At 41.9% G+C, this 16,858-nt stretch carries 18 protein-coding genes; 5 read left to right on the top strand and 13 right to left on the bottom strand.

What is annotated here, in order from left to right; genetic code table 11:
• Window positions 1–321: 321 nt before the first annotated feature.
• Window positions 322–1,125 carry an Rpn family recombination-promoting nuclease/putative transposase gene (locus tag ACWATR_RS35930; RefSeq protein WP_460343915.1) on the bottom strand — a complete coding sequence of 268 codons (804 nt, stop codon included), beginning with the start codon at window positions 1,123–1,125 and terminating at the stop codon, window positions 322–324.
• 180 nt (window positions 1,126–1,305) lie between these two features.
• On the opposite strand from ACWATR_RS35930, the gene ACWATR_RS35925 reads away from it, so the two are divergent.
• The gene (locus ACWATR_RS35925; RefSeq protein ID WP_460343840.1) at window positions 1,306–1,497 is read left to right on the top strand and encodes a hypothetical protein; all 192 of its coding nucleotides are present in this window, start codon (window positions 1,306–1,308) and stop codon (window positions 1,495–1,497) included.
• A gap of 30 nt (window positions 1,498–1,527) precedes the next feature.
• Window positions 1,528–2,055, top strand: a complete 528-nt coding sequence (locus ACWATR_RS35920) for a hypothetical protein (RefSeq protein WP_460343837.1) — start codon at window positions 1,528–1,530, stop codon at window positions 2,053–2,055.
• Window positions 2,056–2,311: 256 nt separating this feature from the next.
• Here the strand turns inward: ACWATR_RS35920 and ACWATR_RS35915 are convergent, their stop codons facing one another.
• The 12 genes from ACWATR_RS35915 to ACWATR_RS35860 all read right to left on the bottom strand — a co-directional run bounded on the left by ACWATR_RS35915 (window position 2,312) and on the right by ACWATR_RS35860 (window position 10,709).
• Window positions 2,312–2,953: a hypothetical protein gene (locus tag ACWATR_RS35915; RefSeq protein ID WP_460343834.1), complete on the bottom strand. Its 642-nt coding sequence runs from the start codon at window positions 2,951–2,953 to the stop codon at window positions 2,312–2,314.
• Between the two features lie 147 nt (window positions 2,954–3,100).
• On the bottom strand, window positions 3,101–3,943 hold the full coding sequence (locus ACWATR_RS35910) for a DNA adenine methylase (RefSeq protein ID WP_460343831.1): 843 nt from the start codon (window positions 3,941–3,943) through the stop codon (window positions 3,101–3,103).
• Window positions 3,936–4,796 carry a HaeIII family restriction endonuclease gene (locus ACWATR_RS35905; protein ID WP_229557622.1) on the bottom strand — a complete coding sequence of 287 codons (861 nt, stop codon included), beginning with the start codon at window positions 4,794–4,796 and terminating at the stop codon, window positions 3,936–3,938. The genes ACWATR_RS35910 and ACWATR_RS35905 overlap by 8 nt, the downstream gene beginning before the upstream one ends.
• 208 nt (window positions 4,797–5,004) lie before the next feature.
• Window positions 5,005–6,456, bottom strand: a complete 1,452-nt coding sequence (locus tag ACWATR_RS35900; RefSeq protein WP_460343828.1) for a hypothetical protein — start codon at window positions 6,454–6,456, stop codon at window positions 5,005–5,007.
• Window positions 6,453–7,022 (bottom strand): hypothetical protein, encoded by a 570-nt coding sequence (locus ACWATR_RS35895; protein WP_460343825.1) that lies wholly within the window; start codon window positions 7,020–7,022, stop codon window positions 6,453–6,455. The genes ACWATR_RS35900 and ACWATR_RS35895 overlap by 4 nt, the downstream gene beginning before the upstream one ends.
• 174 nt (window positions 7,023–7,196) lie before the next feature.
• Complete coding sequence (locus ACWATR_RS35890) at window positions 7,197–7,838, bottom strand: hypothetical protein (RefSeq protein ID WP_460343822.1); 642 nt, start codon at window positions 7,836–7,838, stop codon at window positions 7,197–7,199.
• A complete protein-coding gene (locus tag ACWATR_RS35885; protein WP_460343819.1) occupies window positions 7,777–8,052 on the bottom strand; it encodes a hypothetical protein in 276 nt (91 codons plus the stop codon). The genes ACWATR_RS35890 and ACWATR_RS35885 overlap by 62 nt, the downstream gene beginning before the upstream one ends.
• A 46-nt stretch (window positions 8,053–8,098) precedes the next feature.
• The gene (locus ACWATR_RS35880; protein WP_460343816.1) at window positions 8,099–8,767 is read right to left on the bottom strand and encodes a hypothetical protein; all 669 of its coding nucleotides are present in this window, start codon (window positions 8,765–8,767) and stop codon (window positions 8,099–8,101) included.
• A gap of 12 nt (window positions 8,768–8,779) precedes the next feature.
• Window positions 8,780–9,289 carry a hypothetical protein gene (locus ACWATR_RS35875; RefSeq protein ID WP_179076196.1) on the bottom strand — a complete coding sequence of 170 codons (510 nt, stop codon included), beginning with the start codon at window positions 9,287–9,289 and terminating at the stop codon, window positions 8,780–8,782.
• 328 nt (window positions 9,290–9,617) lie between these two features.
• Window positions 9,618–9,890, bottom strand: a complete 273-nt coding sequence (locus ACWATR_RS35870; RefSeq protein WP_256874686.1) for a hypothetical protein — start codon at window positions 9,888–9,890, stop codon at window positions 9,618–9,620.
• Window positions 9,877–10,392 carry a hypothetical protein gene (locus ACWATR_RS35865; RefSeq protein ID WP_460343812.1) on the bottom strand — a complete coding sequence of 172 codons (516 nt, stop codon included), beginning with the start codon at window positions 10,390–10,392 and terminating at the stop codon, window positions 9,877–9,879. Before ACWATR_RS35865 ends, ACWATR_RS35870 begins: the two co-directional genes overlap by 14 nt.
• A gap of 50 nt (window positions 10,393–10,442) precedes the next feature.
• Window positions 10,443–10,709: a hypothetical protein gene (locus ACWATR_RS35860; protein WP_229475283.1), complete on the bottom strand. Its 267-nt coding sequence runs from the start codon at window positions 10,707–10,709 to the stop codon at window positions 10,443–10,445.
• Between the two features lie 218 nt (window positions 10,710–10,927).
• On the opposite strand from ACWATR_RS35860, the gene ACWATR_RS35855 reads away from it, so the two are divergent.
• From ACWATR_RS35855 to ACWATR_RS35845, 3 genes are all read left to right on the top strand, one after another.
• Window positions 10,928–11,194 carry a ribbon-helix-helix domain-containing protein gene (locus ACWATR_RS35855; protein WP_460343809.1) on the top strand — a complete coding sequence of 89 codons (267 nt, stop codon included), beginning with the start codon at window positions 10,928–10,930 and terminating at the stop codon, window positions 11,192–11,194.
• Window positions 11,195–11,388: 194 nt separating this feature from the next.
• On the top strand, window positions 11,389–13,074 hold the full coding sequence (locus ACWATR_RS35850; RefSeq protein ID WP_460343806.1) for a helix-turn-helix domain-containing protein: 1,686 nt from the start codon (window positions 11,389–11,391) through the stop codon (window positions 13,072–13,074).
• Between the two features lie 472 nt (window positions 13,075–13,546).
• On the top strand, window positions 13,547–16,858 hold a 3,312-nt coding region (locus ACWATR_RS35845), incomplete at its 3' end, for a PriCT-2 domain-containing protein (RefSeq protein ID WP_460343803.1).

The raw sequence follows: 16,858 nt of genomic DNA, 5'->3' as shown, positions 1-16,858 counted from the left end.
ACACCCGATTAACCCAGACTTATGAATCAGCACGAAACCACGAACGCTACAACCCGCATTCCTTCGTTGGCTGATTAAACTTGCTTATGATTGTAGCGCTGTAACTCTTTACAGGTATAATCCGCTTTGACTCCCGTTACAGTTACAGGACTTAAGGTGATATCAATATTGCTATCAATATTGTCTGTACTTGCCCCTACTTGCATGACTCATGACTGATGCGATCGCGCTCTTGGGTGTCAGGCTGATTTTTAAATTGGTGGTCAACCAGAAACGGCAGTCTGCACCAATGTCTACATGGCAGTACCGAAACCCAAAACTTTACTCAGTGCGATCATCTTGGACTGTGTGGGTTTGAGAATTTACTACCTCTGTTGTGACTTCCTCAACGGATAAATCAACTGCTTTTGCCACTTCGGAGATGCTGTAGCCCATGCTCAAAAGGCGTGCTGCTGCTTTTAATTTAGTTTGACGTTCCAAATCTTGGTAGATTCGTGTTTCTTCAATGTTCAGTCCCAACATGGCTTCCACCTCTTCACGGCTTAACTGAGTAAACTTGTAAACGGCGATAGTGGTAATAATATCTATTATTTCGTTTTTCGCCAGTGTTCCTGTTTCTTCTAATTGTACCCGCTCAATTAACAGACGAGCTTGCTCCGCCATCGCTTTCTCTGAGGCGATTGTCAACTGCATTAAATTGATGCCTATTGGCTGCTGATTAGAAGTGCCTAACTCATCCAGATAAATTCGCTGCACTTGGTCGCTGTTTAAAAACATTCGATGAATTCTTGTATTGCTTGGTTCCAAACTGCGATTTGGGAAAATTACCACACAGTACCAGTCATCGTATTCAGACCGATTCCGGTTCAAATACATCATTGATTCGGTAAAAAACCGATGATACAAACCTTCATCGCTCTGGAATTGAACTTCTGCAAAAAAGATAGTTCTCGGTGTTGCAGCTTCTGGAGGTAAAAAGACCCCATCAATGCGAAAGGCGGTTTCTTTCACCTCAACCGACTCAAATCGATAGTTATGCGCCTGTTCAGGACGGTAATCAACGAGTTCAAAAAGTAACCCAGGAAAGCGCTTAAAAATTTGGTAATAAATAGAGTCGCGTTTCACTAAAATATCCGAAAGATGCTGGTTATTAACTATTAATTTATCGTTAATTAGCATCGTTAATTCAATTATTTACGTAGATACACCATTAACAATAGTCGGATAATGATTATACACTGAAACTAAGTGTAACAAAATTATTTCACATATAAAATTTTAAATCTATTTATATAAAGTACCAATATGTCAAATCAAAATGTATCAACTACACCCCCAGAAGACGAATCAGATGAGCGCGTAATTCCTCAAGAAACTCTAGATGAAGTAACAGAAGGTTTTATTGGTAATAAAACTCGTCAAGAAGCTCTAGATGAAGTAATAGAAGAGTTTGGGGGAAGGCTAAGTAATGCTGAAATTAGAAAACTTTTTGATTAAATAAATTCTTCTTTATAAAAATAATAAATTATGTGTAATGCATGGAATCACTCACCAAGTTGCAATTGTGGTTGGGGAGGTGGATCTTATGGGAGTAGAGGCAGAGTAAGTACAAGCTTAAGTAACAGTATAGCTAACGAAATCAAAGATGCTGAGACTTACCCAACAACATGTTGGTGGTGTGGAGAAACAGTTTTTTATCACACCAATGGTTTTGGTGATTCAGTTTTATTTGATAGTTTAGGGTCTCCGTGGCGAGTACATTCTTGTTGGAAAAACTATTGGGATAAAGAGAGATTTCAGAGACAAGATAAAAAACATAGTAATACTGTAGAAAACTCGGTAATTCTCCGAACTTTAGATGGAAAGCAAAAAAAACGCTTAATATTAGCAGGTGCTATTCAATCTGTAAGCAAAACACAATTTTGTGTTACAGAAGAACAAGTAGCCAATCGTCTAGGAATATCGCTGGAAAATCTTAGGGCAGGATATTCTCACCTTTACTTTTATTCAGGGAGTTTGGGTGCTTCACTTTTTATACGAATGAAACTAGACTAACTTATTATGGACACTTACCTGTAGCGACCTGCAATTATAAACAGTAAAATGCTCACAACTATATCTATTTTTAATAGTTAATTTGAGAATTTAAATATGAGCTAATAATTAATTATTACTTGCTTTTATAAATAAAGCTCCTTAATTATTACGGTACATAAAAAGGAACTTTCCAATACCAAAACCATTATCCAGCACTTGGGGGTCACAGTGTTGGGGTTTTTCTCGTAGGTTATCGTTTTATCCAGCAGAAGTTCTATTGAAGATGGAACACCATCCGAATAGCTGTGAAGTGATCTGCTGGATTATAAGGTTTGTCATCGATTCTAATTTCAACAATGCTCGAGATCCACTGGTAAATTGACCGAGTGAATCGGATTGCCTCGCCCAAATTATGTAATTCTTCATTATAGATATAACAAAGGTCTTCCAAGAACTGCCCTGTTTGCATGTTCAATGCAATTCCAGGAACTGAGCGCTCTCGTCCCACATCGTTAAATGACACAAGGTATTGCTCATTCTGCTTTGTCCAGCAAATCGACCCCAACAGCGGCCCTGTGTAATTGTTCTCTATATCGTTGTTGATATGCTGGATTTGGTTTCTGGCATTTTTCAGATTCCCCATCGCTCGATTGTAAGCGACAAGTTCGGGCGATTTTTGACTGATCTTAGGGACAACATTGGCAATTTTTTGGAATCTTACAAGATTGTCGATCAGGGAATAGGTGTACTCGTAAACTTGATACACATGAAAAATTGATTGGCTATTTTGTTCGATGGCTTTCTCCAGCGACTCAAGGACTAGGGACTGTCTATGACTAACTAAATGCTCGATTAACTCAAACTGTCGATTCAATAGAATCATAGTTTGAATTAGACGGCTGTTTATTTTGTCCATGATCTGAAAATAATATTACGGTTGCGTGGAGTGCGATCGCACTCCGTAAACTTTGTAATAGGCGTAAATAGTTCGTAGGTATAATAGTTTTTTTAGCAAGCCAAAACCCAAACCACGTTCCTTAAATCGCCATTAGTTCTAAACTTCTCACACAACCTCCATGATTGTAGGCAAATTGTATGATTCAACAGGATAGTTGGTGATGAACAGTTCCTTGCCTTTGCCCGCCTTCTGCTGTTTGTAGTTGTTCATCCCGTATTGCAACTCCCATTCATAAATGTAGGCAAAAGAAAAGTGATGCCGCACTTCTTCACAGTTATCGTAAGTGATCAACCATTTGTGTGAACACTCCGACATCAGTTTGGCAAAGCGAGAATGGTCAAAACAGGTATGCAAATCACCTTTCTTACCATAAAGCTTAGATTTAGTCTTGCTGAGATAAGGTGGATCTAGAAAGATAAATACATCTTCTCCCGGTTCGGTAAGTAGGGTGCTGTAGTCGAAGTTACTCACACGGGTATTAACAAAGCAACCATTCAAAGCCGCTAGTCGCTCAATCGAAGAGTCTGTAAACCGACCTTTGAAGGAAGCACTACTATAACCGCCACTCTCAATGGTTCCCGAAAAGCTGATCCGGTTAAGAACAAAAAACCGCACACCCCGCTCTAGTGGACTCATGGTACTAGTATCTGCGGCTGCGAGAGATTTAAACAAGGCACGTCCATCTGTGTAAGAGCGTTTTACTTTCCAGACCTCCTCAACTAGCTCTCTTTGATTGGTTTTGACTTGATGCCAGAAGTAGTAGAGTTCAAGGTTTAAATCATTGACCCAGCAAGGCATACTGGGGTACTTCTGTAAAACATGAAAAAATACAGAACCTCCGCCAACAAAAGGTTCACGGAATTCCTTAAATGTAGGAGGTAGATAGTGAGCAATTTGAGGAATTGCCTTTTGCTTTCCGCCGGGATAACGTAATGGACTTTTAAACATAAGGAATTATAGTAGCAGTAAGGGGATTTTTTAGTGCCTTAGTATCAAATTTCAAACTAGGAGAGTTTTTCAGTTGGCTTGATGCGGTATGTAAGCGCATAGAAATTTCCCATCCGTTGTCAAAACTCAAAAAAACATACTGTTTGTTAACCGTTGCTATCACGTTAGTAGGCATTTGGATTTCTGCAAACTGCTGAATATTCAGGGTTCGGGCGTGGGTATCAACAATAATTTTGTAGTAATTCACATTACCAACAAGGTATTGAAATAGCTTGGTGGCGCAAGTGTCAGCATGGCTATTGATAAATTGGCTAACCAAATTACAGACTTGAGTATACAAATGCTGTTCAATCAAAGCAGGCGGTAGTTCTGCAAAAAGCTTTGCCTGTCCAATATGTTGCATGAACTCCTGTGTGATTACTCGGTATTGTTGTTTAAAATGCTGCATCTGTGGGTCATTTTTAGCGTAACCGCAGTGAACTGGAGTTGTCCCAGGACGTTGGTGCCTGAGTGCGGTATGGTTATGTTTGAGTGACAGATTAACTGTCCATGCTTTTGAAGTTAAACAAATGTCAGTAACATCATTCTGATTCTGATCTGGTAGTCTATCTATCGTGATTGATGGTTGCTTGGACAACTGAAATTGAGGATTCAACCACAGTAGCAGCAGCGCATTAGCCGCTAGTCTCAATTCATTTAAGAGTAATGAATTTAACTCTGTTAACTTGCTGGCATCTCTAAGTTGAGCATTGTTAGCTCTAACTGTTAGGCTGACCTCTGGGTGAGTTATAATTATTACTTCCGTTATCAGGTACTCTAATACACGACCATGCAGGTTTGAACGGGGTGTCATATTTGTAGAACATTATGTTGTTCCACAGAGTAACCGATGACCTGTCAAAGTAATGTGATTTGAAAGCATCGTAAAATTATGCAAAAGCAGACGCATAAATTATGTAAGTTTTATTACTTGCCCTGCTGTGCTTCTGCGTGATACAGCCTGTTTCTGGTTGCAGAACGCCCTCATGTTTGCAGGTATGCTCCTCAGCAAGCGCATAAATTTACGCATCAAAATCAATTGGCTGACCGTTAAAATGCTTGTGAATGCTTTCGGGAGTCAACCAAGCTGGAATTGTCACCTTTTTATCTACTTCTGCATCCCCATCTGAATTATTTAACCCGTTAATCGTTGCCACCTTTAAAGGTGTCTTACCATCGGCGGTTTTGCGGTCAATTTGAATAGTTCCTCTGCTTCTACCTTTAGCAGTTCCATCACTTCCACCAACGGCGGTATTAGTGAAGAAATGGGCAATACAGACTAATCTTTCTTCAGCTTTTCTAGGGTCACTCAGAGATGCTTTAACAAACTTTTTAGCAGGTTCCTTGGTAATGTCTGACTCAGAATAGTTAGTGAATTCATCAACTAGTAACTGTTGCGGTTGCTTCTCAGGTTGATTATTAATTCTGTCTAGCCATCGTTCACGAGCATCATCAAAAGCTTGACCAATCTCTTCTTCTGTTTTAGCTATCAACTGAGGGCTTAAATATCTCCAGGCGTTTCTGAGATTCTCCCCGGCGTGTGCATCTATCAGCTGATACAAAGGCATATCAAACAGATTTTCTCTAAGCATGACAATCGAAGCTGCTAGAGTTGATTTACCGCTTCCGGCTTCTCCTAGCACCCAAACGGGCTTTTGATTGTCGATAATCTTCCACAACCAGCCATCCTCATGAGCTTTGAGCGCTTCTATCAGTTGGTTTGCTCGTTGTTGATCAACTGATTGCTGATTGTCACTGTCTGCGATCGCTCCCTTAGTTTTACCCTCAATCTTGCCGCGTTCCTGGTCAGCTTTCGCCCTGTCTCGCAAATTCTCCGCAATAGTTTTATCCATCACAGAATGATTAACAGCACGGGCTTTCATAAAATCCTCTAGCTGGATACGTGCCTTAGCGCGTTCGTTTTCCTCATCGGTTAGCCCCAATTCTTTACGAGAATGAACGTCTAGGTCAGTTAATCCATCTTTCAGGCGCTCAGTATAAAGCTGGGTCGAATGCTGCTTAATCTCACGTTTGTACTTATTATGCTGCCAAGTTGCATAGTCGCCAGTCTTTTCCAGTTCCCCCAATTCGTAATCTGTGCGCTTGAGGCGTTGCGAACGCACGAGCAAACAACCCACGACACCCCATAGCCCAATAACCGCAATCCCATATCCTTGCAACTGATTAGGGTTATCTGTGGGCAAATCACGCACCCATTGAATAGCATCACCCTTGTAGGGAATGATGCTGCCATATAATCCGTAGCGCTGCCATTCTTCAGTCAGGACAAAACGCGGCTGGTTGCAAAAACGCTTATCCAAAGCTATTTGACTGTGTACGCCGTTTGCTGACCTTGGGCAAAATTGAATTTGTGTCAGGTCGTAGGGCTGACGTGTTTGCGATGTTGCTAGCCCGATGATTGCGGCTACACCACACACACCAGCCAGTGCTAACTCGAAAACACCTTGTTTCATTCCCGCCCCTTAAAAATAATTGCAATAGAGCCAATGAATAAAGCCAACGCGACTGCAATACTTACCCAAGGGTCTGATTGCGGGTTCTGTTTTTCAATGGTTTGGATATCTTGGCTAATCTGCGTGACTGTTTCTTTAGTCAAATTCTCAAAATATTGATGGTCTTTGACTGCTAACCAAGTTGTGATACCTGCAAACACCAAGCCCCCAGCAGTTTTTATAAGATTTTGCATATTATCTACCTCTAATCCATCACTGTTGTAATTAACTCTCAAGCCCGTTAGCCCAGCGAGAGAGCCAACGCTGCATATAGAAAACGAGAGCGAAATTGCCAGCCAGAGATTAACGCCGCCGCCAGTTATTAAGAGATATTTAGCTATAAAGAATCCCGTAGAATTTAGCGACCAGCCGACAAAGAATCTCGTCAATTTTTCAGTTGTATTGATAACATCTTGACGGTGCTGCTTGCGCGACTCTAAATGTGATATTAAGTCTTTTGGTAACGGCGTATCTGGGGCGATTTCGCTTACTAATTCCTCTTGACTATCATCAATGTCGTATGTCATATCTTTAAGAAGGATGTAGGGTTTAGGGTGTAGTGGTAATAAACATTCAATTCTTGATGTGAACAAAGAATGTCTTTAAGAAGGGGATAGGGAGTAGTAAGAAACATTAAGTAACAGGTTGTGATATTAAAACTTCTCTTCCCCGACACCCCACACCCTACCCCCTAGTTCTAGTCAAAAACCTATTAAGGCATCCTTGATTTTTTGTACAATCGAGCGCCCGGCATATTGTTTTTTCGGCTTGAAATCATCACGAGCGTTATCACCCATTTCTAAGTAATACTTGCCCAGTTCTCTATCATGTTGTAGGTCAATTGTTTGTTGTCTAATGTCTGTCTGCAATTCTGTCTGCAACATTTTATATTCGCCATCAACTTGCATCATGTGTTTATCTACCCATGCTTTGAGCAATAGATGGTCTGTTGATTGTTGATGGCGCAGCGCTTCTTTCTCCTTGGATGAAGTAAAATCAAGCTTCATCTCTTCTAGGATGTTAGCTAGATGAGTATCAGCTAAAATTGCTGACTGTACTGCTCTTTCAATCTTTTCGCCGCTAACACCTGCTTGTTTGTAGATGTCGCTAAGGACTATGTTTAAGTCCTCAGTCCCCTTGATAGCAGCTAACATCTGCTCTCTAACCTGTGGGGCAAATTCACTAATCTTCGCCCCGTCATTACCCATTTGCCCTATTAGCTTCAGGGCTGATTTATCACCTGTTAGCGCTCTAACTACTAAGTTAGTAGAGGCATTGAATTTAGTTTTTAACTGGCGCTCTAGGTGGCGTGATTTGGAAGTTACCAGATTTTTTAGCTTCATTGAACTTTTCACAGCGATATTCCTTCTCTGGGGTAAAGATTTGATTGCAGTGATATTCCATTCGCCTTACATATTGCTCAATAGCTAACTTCCGTTTGAGATATTGCTGATAGCTTGATTGCTCTAGCATTGGCCAATACAAGCAGTTGTACAAGGGTAAAATCACAGCAGCGAGTGCAGTTAAACTAACAGCAATTCTTGAGAAGTAGCTCATTCTCATCCACCGAATACCCAAGCACTCAAGCAGCGTCAAGTTATCGCTATTGAGCCGCCTTGAGCCTTGCGAGAATTGAGAATTGGGTGCTTTTAATGTTTTGGCGGATGACTCCCATATCCGCTTTGATGTCTCCTGAGAAGTTATTAACCTTTTGGTTTAATCTAGAAGCCCTGTTGCTTACGTGTTCTCGCAAGTCTTGGGCATTAGTCTCAAATGATTGCTCAATGACATCAAATTTCTGATCAACGTAGTTCTTGATTGCAGCCGTTACAGTACTGATAAATTGGCTGTAGTCGGTAAAAGTGTCGTCAACGTTAAGAGCAATGCTCAATGTTTCTTGTTCGGTTAACTCAAACCCCAGCGCGGATGATTGGGCTGTTACAAAGGAACGCTTATCTGAGCTAGTTACAGTGATGCTGTTAATCTCTTGGGAAGCGACCGTAATCTGACTGTTATCAAATTCAGCGTCAGGTTGTGCATCTTCTGCCCCTACTAAAAACGTTTCTTCAACGGGTTCATCAGTTACAGATAATTGGCTTGTCGATTTGACTTTGAGATAGTCAACGGCTTGACTCAATTGCTCTTTGGTGGGATTGTCAAGGTCATCGCACTCGACGGCGATCGCTGCTGAGGTGTAATCGTCCTTAGTGAATCCTTGATAACCCTGTTTGTACAAACGAGCGCGGACATTGTTAGTAAACTTGTCAGACATGATGATTGCTCCTTATAGGGCTAGTGTTAAAACTGAGATGGTTGCGGATTTCATCGGTTGTGAACGCTTGTTAATTGCCCATTTAGCAGCAATAAACGCAACAAGGGCTAAATCCTTGCAGTGGTAAATATTTTCAGCGCTGAAAGATAGTCCGGCTTTCTCAAACCAGTAGTAACGAGTGCTGCGTGGTACATCGTCAAGATTGATTTTTAGATAGTCTGCAAGAAGCTTTAAGAACTCTCCCCCCTGATATTGAGCGTCTATTTCATAGAAATGTCTAAATGCCTGCCAGCGTTCCGTAAACCCCTCACCACGACCCGTAAAACTGCCGTAGCGCCGTTTTAGTCCAGCGAAACCTTCAACTATCTTTTGAGCATCAACTGCCTGTACTTCAAAACTGAAGTGTTGCTTTAAGGTTGCTACCACTCGATACCAAGTAATATCAGCAATCTGTTTGTTTAACTCGCGCTCGTAAATCTGTTTCAACTGGCGATACTTAGCTATATATTCTTTCGTCGCCACATTTTCTCCTGGTTAATGCTTAAGTGTGTATAAAATTAACTGCCATTCCAGAGAAGTCCAAGGTATTTGATGTATGTAATTAGCTGAATCCAGTTATCTGATATCAGCAGTTAGCTGACGACTATCAATAACCTTGGAAAATAAATCTGACAAATCACGAAGAACTTACTTTTTCGAGGCTATAACCACGTAATAACAAGGTTTGTCAGCTTTGATGACATACTGACACTTTCTCGTTTACCCCCACGAATACGCCCCTTTTGGACTAGTTGACGCGCTTATACCAAAGCCTTTGTCCGCGACGCGCGGTAGTATCTGTTACCAATGGTTAGAACAAACTCAACTGTATTGAGTTGTTAGTTATCTCTGCTGTGTGCTGTTTATATAAGCTCGGCACTTCGTAGCAACGCCTTAGCACCTTGTCACGATTGAGCTTTAAGTCAGCGCTCTTAGACTGACGCGGTAAAGGACGGAAATAATATTGTGTGTGTCTGATACTGTCATTGCTATAGAGATAGCGATAGAGAGCGCCATCGATACTGTAGGTTTTGGATTTGCTTAGGAGGGTTACGCATCCTACAAGCTGTTTATCGATCATCATTCTTGTCTCCCGCAACACACGCGCCCGTTAAGCTTGCACCCAGGAAGACGGCGATAGATGCGATCGCACTTCCTTCAAAAATTTTGGCGTTGTAAATCCATGTGGGTTGATATTCCTCCCCTCTACTTTCTTCAATCCGGTCAAACCCGTGACATAATATTGAACCAACTACCATAAAACTAGTAGTTACCAAGCTCACAATTGCTACTGATGACGCTCCATTTAGTATGAATGAGTTAATCTTTTCACGCCAAGTTTTCACACGGCGAATGTGCATTACTGGCTTTTGTTCTAGATATGAATGCCACTGGTCATCAGTAAAATTCGTGGGCTTGTAATCATAGGGAACGTGAAAATCAAGTAGTTCGCCTACTGCTTGAATTGCATCCCCTAGCATCACATCTGGGGAGTATTCCAGTTGGCTGAATTCTTCAGAATCTCGGATTTCTCTGAGCCAGCGATCTACTGCTTCTAACCTTCGTAATTGATTTTGATTAAGCATTGTTTTCTCAAAAGGTAGTTCGTTGATTGCTTCTATCGGTGGTGGGTAGCTTACAATCTGCTAATTGGTTCATCAAAAGTGAAATCTTCTGCTGGTAAAGATATTTGCGTAACTACTGTGGGCACTGATTTTGCCAAAGAATCGCGTTCATCTATATCAAAGGCTGGTAAAACTTCCCAAGTAGCTTCTAAATGCCTGCCGTACCTGGAAAACATCACATTAATTAGCTCTGTTAAACTTGCTAATTTGGTAGTTTTCAAAAGATGTTCGCCCATTTCCAGCGCCGCACCCCTAATCACAACTCGCGCTTGAGCCATATTTTTGAGTCCTTAAGTAAGACATTTGCAGACATAACTGTGAGCATGGTTGCATAAACTTGCCACCATACTAAACTGCGCCTTATTGAGTCAACAAGTAACTAATCAGTTACTTGTTGACGCTTTATGCGTCATTGATGCTAATATAACACCATAAGTAACTTATTGACGCTAATTAGTTACTAAATTGTTACTTTTTATTACTTTGAGAGCGAGAAATGTACGATGGAGGCGAAAGACAGAATATTCAAATAGAACCAAACGTGAGTAAAAGAGTTAATTTAACCCTTCCTGATGTAATTTACGAAGATTTAGAGGCTTGGGCTGAGTATCAAGGTCGTCCAACAGCAAACCTTGCTGCTTACCTAGTCGAATCTGCAATCAGAGAGGCAAAAGAAAAAGGAGAGTTTCGCATATTGGAGAAAAGCAATAAAGAAACTCAAAACGAAACCTCATCATCCAGCAAAGACAAAAAGGACAAATGAATACAAACAGTAATTCTGCCATCCCTGCCATTACTAAAGCGATCGGCTTGAAATAGCTGACACACTTAATTGGCAGAGAAAACTTTTCCTTGCTGGCGTTAGATGGCGGCTAACTTATACACCAATCGATGAAATCCGCCTGCTGTTGCCCATGCAGTCTTAGAAGATAAATTCCATTCGATGAGAGTTTTCTTATGGCAGCAAATGATTTAAATCCGCAACTTCCATTAATAGTAAATCTCAACTTGATTAATCAAGAAGGTCAGGAAAACATTGACCTCAGTAAATTAATCATAGAAATTGATTCAACTCTATTTCCTAACCAGGAACAATTTCTAAAAGCTTTACGCAGTCATTTGTTACAGTCTTTCAAAGAAATTCCTGTAACAACTTCCATCAATCTGAGAGAAATAGAAAACAATTCTTTTGAAAATGCCGAAGATGAATTATATCCTCCGGTTCCAAAATCTAAAACAGATAAAAGTCAAAATAGTATTCAGAAAAACGAAAGTTATTTTGAAACTCCAGCTAATTCCATCCCAAATACTTCAATCACAGTTAGACAATCAAAATTATTTAAGTCCCAAGACTTTGAAGCTATTCCAACAGCAGCACTTATGTTTTCCAGTATTGACTCTCAAATCAAAAAAGAATTGTGGAAACAGAATGAAGATGGTATAGCCTACTTACAACATAGAGCTAAGGGCGATTCTCAAAACTTCATTGAGCATTATATTGCCAACCCCGGTGATATTTCCATGCTCCCTTGGGATGAAGCACTACAAATCATTGATAAATTTGGGTTTAACAGCGCCAAACTGCACTTAATCTTTGCTGCCTATGCAATGAAACAGGAAAGACCGTGGGAAAGCTTATTTATTCTCAATGCCAGCGACTTGATAAAAGATATGGGTTGGGATCAGCGAACAGATTTACCCAAACATAAAAAACTCTCAGAAATAGCCAAAACTGCGTTTGCATTAGATTGTTTGTTAGTTAAAGCAGTATGGATAGAAGGTAGGAACAAAAAAGGTGGAATAAATGCTAGTACCCCTGTAGGTCGAATGTGGAACATTACAGTTGTGCCCTATGGTCAGATAAATTTACAAGGGAAAATAGAAGAGCCTAATGAAGTTCAGTTAATTATTCAACCCGGTGCTTGGACTCAACATTTTTTGAACAGAGCCGGAGCAAAATCAAGGGACGCTTTATATCAGTTTGGCTACTTAGCCCAACAAGTTTTGAAAATTGATCCCTACCATGATGAACTCGCACTAAGGCTGGCTATATATCTAACATTAGATAGTCGAATTCGCCTTGATGGAAATTACAAAGTACAGGAGCTATTAGAAATTGCATTTGTCAAACCGATTATAGATAAAGCTCGATTAGATCGCCGCCGAGCCTATGACTTAAAACAACACTGGGATAGTGCCATAAAGCTACTACTAAAACTGGGCTGGCAGATTGCATTTGACCCCGAAACTTACCCCGAAGAGCTAAGACCAGACTCCAAGGATAAGAAACCTAAAGGCTACCTTGATAAGCTGTTGGATGCAAAACTCACCATCAAACCTCCAACCCCTATCCCGGAACTTATAGCATCCAAGGCAAAACTCACGGTTGAACGATCGCAATTGAAAGTTAAACCCAAAGTAGAACAGTTACAGCCCAAAGCCAAGCCCACACAGGAACAACACATCAGCTTGACTAGCAGTCAAGTTAAAGAAGCACGTATTGCTAAAGGCTGGTCTCAAGCTAAACTGGCTGGTTTTATCGGCGTATCTCAAAACCTTATTTCCCTGATTGAACGGGGTGAGCGCACCTTCAATCCACAGCTAGCCACCCAGATCCAAACGCTTCTAGATATCCAAGACTAAGTATTATTACTCTAGATTTCCCAACTACGAGTTGATGATCAGCTGTGGTTGGCTGGTTTTCTGTTGCAGTCTTGTTTTAAAAAAAATAATTCAAAAAATTGGCTTTAAAGCTTTGCCCTGTAAGGCTTTGGTTTTTAAAACAAAGGCTCTAGAATCCCCGGACAAAAACTCTAGAATCCCCGGACAAAAACTCTAGAATCCCCGGACAATCCATTTTTGAAATCTTTGCTGCATAAGGGTTGTAGCCTCTTAAAACAGCCCTGATTAATTAGATTAATTAGATCAGTTTTGCCTAGTGGTTTTGGCCAATCTGGCATTATTTCCTGGTGTCCAAAAATGTCAAAAACTTTTTTGGCTACTGAAAACCTTAAGCTGCCCTCAAACCTTACTTCCCACAATAAGCACCCTGGCGTGTACCAACAGAGGGGTAATGGCTGATAAGCGGCGGTTTCCTAGAAGGAGTGACTAATAAATGACAAACCCCGTAGTTGAGAGCAGAAGAACGGCGCTATCAGGGAAAAAATCTATTTACGATAGCGCGTTTTTACCCCCAGTCATACCTAGTAATAAAATCAAGTTTGCGTTTAATGCCACAGGCAGAAATAAAGACTGGGACTTTAAGAAACTTGCCGCCAACTTTCAAGATACAGAAGGCACTCTAGAAGATGTGCAGCAACACATTAAAGCAGGTCACGCTATCTGTGCTGGCTTATTGGGTGGGAAATGGCGCAGTAAGGCTAATGTCATCGGTTCTCAATGGTTGCTCCTCGACATTGATAATTCCGATGTCGCCCGTGATGAGGACGGCAAACCAATCAAGGACGAAAACGGAAATTCTATCAAAGTTTACGATCCGCAACTAACCATTGAGGAAGCCCTAGCCCATTCCTTCATTCAAAAGCACTGCGCTTTAATGTACACCACTGCCAGTCATAAACCAGACTGGCATAAATTCCGGTTGATTTTCCCTTTACCGCAATATGTTGAAGGTGCTGATACTGTAGAAGCTTGTACGCGCTTCCTCATGCAGCAGTTGCCCCATGACCCAGCTTGTAAAGACGCTTCCCGTGTATTTTACGGCAGTACTGAAGCAGAATTCCCGCTAGTCAACCCTGAAGCCACTTTACCAGCAGAATGGATAAGTGAAGCGATCGCGATCGCACTGCATGAACGGGAGGAGTATCAGCTACGAATTCAAGAAATTGAGTCACGGCGTAAAGAGTGGCGTGAGATTTCCCTCAATGAAGGCTGGGACATTGACCAGCTAATCCAGAATGCGCTTTCATTCATCCCACCACGTACCCCAGGAAGCGGTAACTATGACGAATGCCGTCAGGTGTTGATGGCTTTGGTTAATCACTACGGGCCAACGGATGCCGAAATCATCGCTGAGAAGTGGTCGCCCAGCATCAAGGGTTCAACTTGGAACATCCACGCTAAGATTCGCAGTTTTAGGCGTGGGGGAATCTCAATCGGAACACTGTTTCACATTGCCAAACAGTATGGTTTTCGGTTTCCGCAACGGCAGTACCAAGCATACCAGCCCAAAGGAGTAATTAGCCGTGAACAGTGGGAACTTGGGCGAGTCAGAGAGGACTTGAGCAGCTTCCAAAATTTATTAAAGCAAGCGTTGTTTACCGCCGTAGGCATCGCTCCTTTTGCTTCAATATTTAAAGGATTTAAAGCCCCACCACAACCATTGCCCTTACCCGAAATTGACACGCCTTCGCCCAATGTAATTATTTACAAGCCCGGCAATATCCCGTTCCAAAGCGAAATTACAGGCAATATCTCTATCTCCTGCCAGCCAGAGGAACATATCACCGCATGGGTAGAAGCTGTTTCTAAGGGCTGGACGCAAATTTTAGATAATTCTCACCCTGGACTGGGTAAGTCTTACAACGCTGGACAACTGACGGCGGGGCTATTCGGCGTTGATAAACTAATTTACCAGGATGCCAACCACAGAAACCCATCTACACTGCCCATTGAGACGAATTTTGTTGACTTACCAGTGCGGCACAACGGCTTTAAACTAGATCCCACCCGCAAAACTCCTACAGGTGAGGACTTTAAACTGTGGACTAAAGCGGGTGAGACTGCCGATACTGACGGCAATTGTCACAGAACTTACTTATTTAACGCCTTCCGCAACAAAAATTTTAGCAGCCTTGATTTTGAAGAGAGCGGCATCAGCCCCATCTGTGGCGGTTGTTCCCTTAAAAATCAGTGCCGTTTTGCTTACGGGGACGGTTTTGGATTCCGCTTTCAAAAGCGCAGTGCAATTCAAAATTATTCTGAACTCAGAGCGCACCCCGACTCTACACCAGTTACCTTAACTAATGCTGCTGACCAAACTTTCACCATTGGGCGGTTATGGGAAGAAGCAGGTACACTCATCAAGCCCGTGCGTTCGGTTGATGTGAACCGAGGCGATTTTGAAACCACTGTGGGCAAGCTGCTACTGTTAGAACCAAATCTTCTATCACAGCTGCAACCTGCACTCTTAGTTTTACACGAACTGTTAACTCAGCAACTTAAGCCCACTGACCGCTACGGGTTTGATGATGCCAGCATCCGAGCGCTGCTGCCCCCTTTCCCCACAGGCTTAGATATCGAAGCGATTCAGCAAACTGTAGAACCTGATTTGACTTTTTTAGAAGACTTAGACTCAATTGATATTACCCAAGATAAACAACTCAAAAAAAGCTCTGCGGCTCGTTATGCTGCCAAAAAGGTAGTTAAAGACAGCGCACGAACGGCAGGCAGAGAGTTTCTTGACTTGCCTAATTACTGGTTGCCTGACTTTCTAGAAGCTTGGAAGGGTGATGGTAGTTTTCAGTCTCAATGGGGTGTACTCAGCATTTACCGCCGAAACCCCAAACATACTGAATTGGCCCACTCTGCAAAATTTAATATTTACCTTGATGCCACTTTCAAATCCCAGGATTTGAGATTGAAACTGGGCATCAGTGACCCTGTATTAATTATTGAGCAACAACGCCCAGACTACGACAATTTAAAAGTCGTCAACGTTACTGGGCTGGGTAAGCTGCCTAAAAATCGCTCCGATACACTTAGCAACCGTGTTAATGCCCTCAAAGAAACCTTGAAAAAACTCTGCCCCACCCTTGGGATTATCGATTGGAAACAGATTGCATCCCAAACCGAGGGCCGCACAGAATACGGTCACTTTGTCGATGGGCGTGGTGTTAATCGCTTTAGTGAGTGTGATGCGATCGCTTCTTTTGGCATTCCCTACCAGAACATAGGTGTTTTAGCCGCACAATATCAGGTGATGACTGGGGAAAGGGTTAACCTGGAAGATAAAAACAGCACTTTCCAAAAGTATCTCACAGACCTGATCCGTGCAGAAATCATCCAAGAGATTGGGCGATTACGCGCTCATCGTCGCTCCAATGTGGAGCTAACATTCTACTTCTGCGCTGACTATGACATAAAATTCCTCGATCGTGAATTACCAGGAGTTAAATTAGAGAGCGTTGATGCTTTCCAACTCTGCCCCGAAGCTGGTAACGCCAGTGAGCAAACAGGACACGCTATAGTCAATGCTCTAACCCAACTTTGGCAGTCAAAACAGAAAATTACTCAACCAGCGATCGCCAATATTGCTGAAATCTCCCAAGCTTGGGTGAGCCGATTTACCCAGCGTTGGGGGGGCTGGCAGCACTTTAAAAAATTATTACTCTTGCTATTAGATAGTCTTAATAGCGGTAGTAATAAAAATTTGGCTGACTTAGACGACGATGAAAAGTGGCTAGCC

The organism is Nostoc sp. UIC 10890, assembly GCF_054786515.1.
This window is presented reverse-complemented; position numbering and strand designations above follow the sequence as displayed.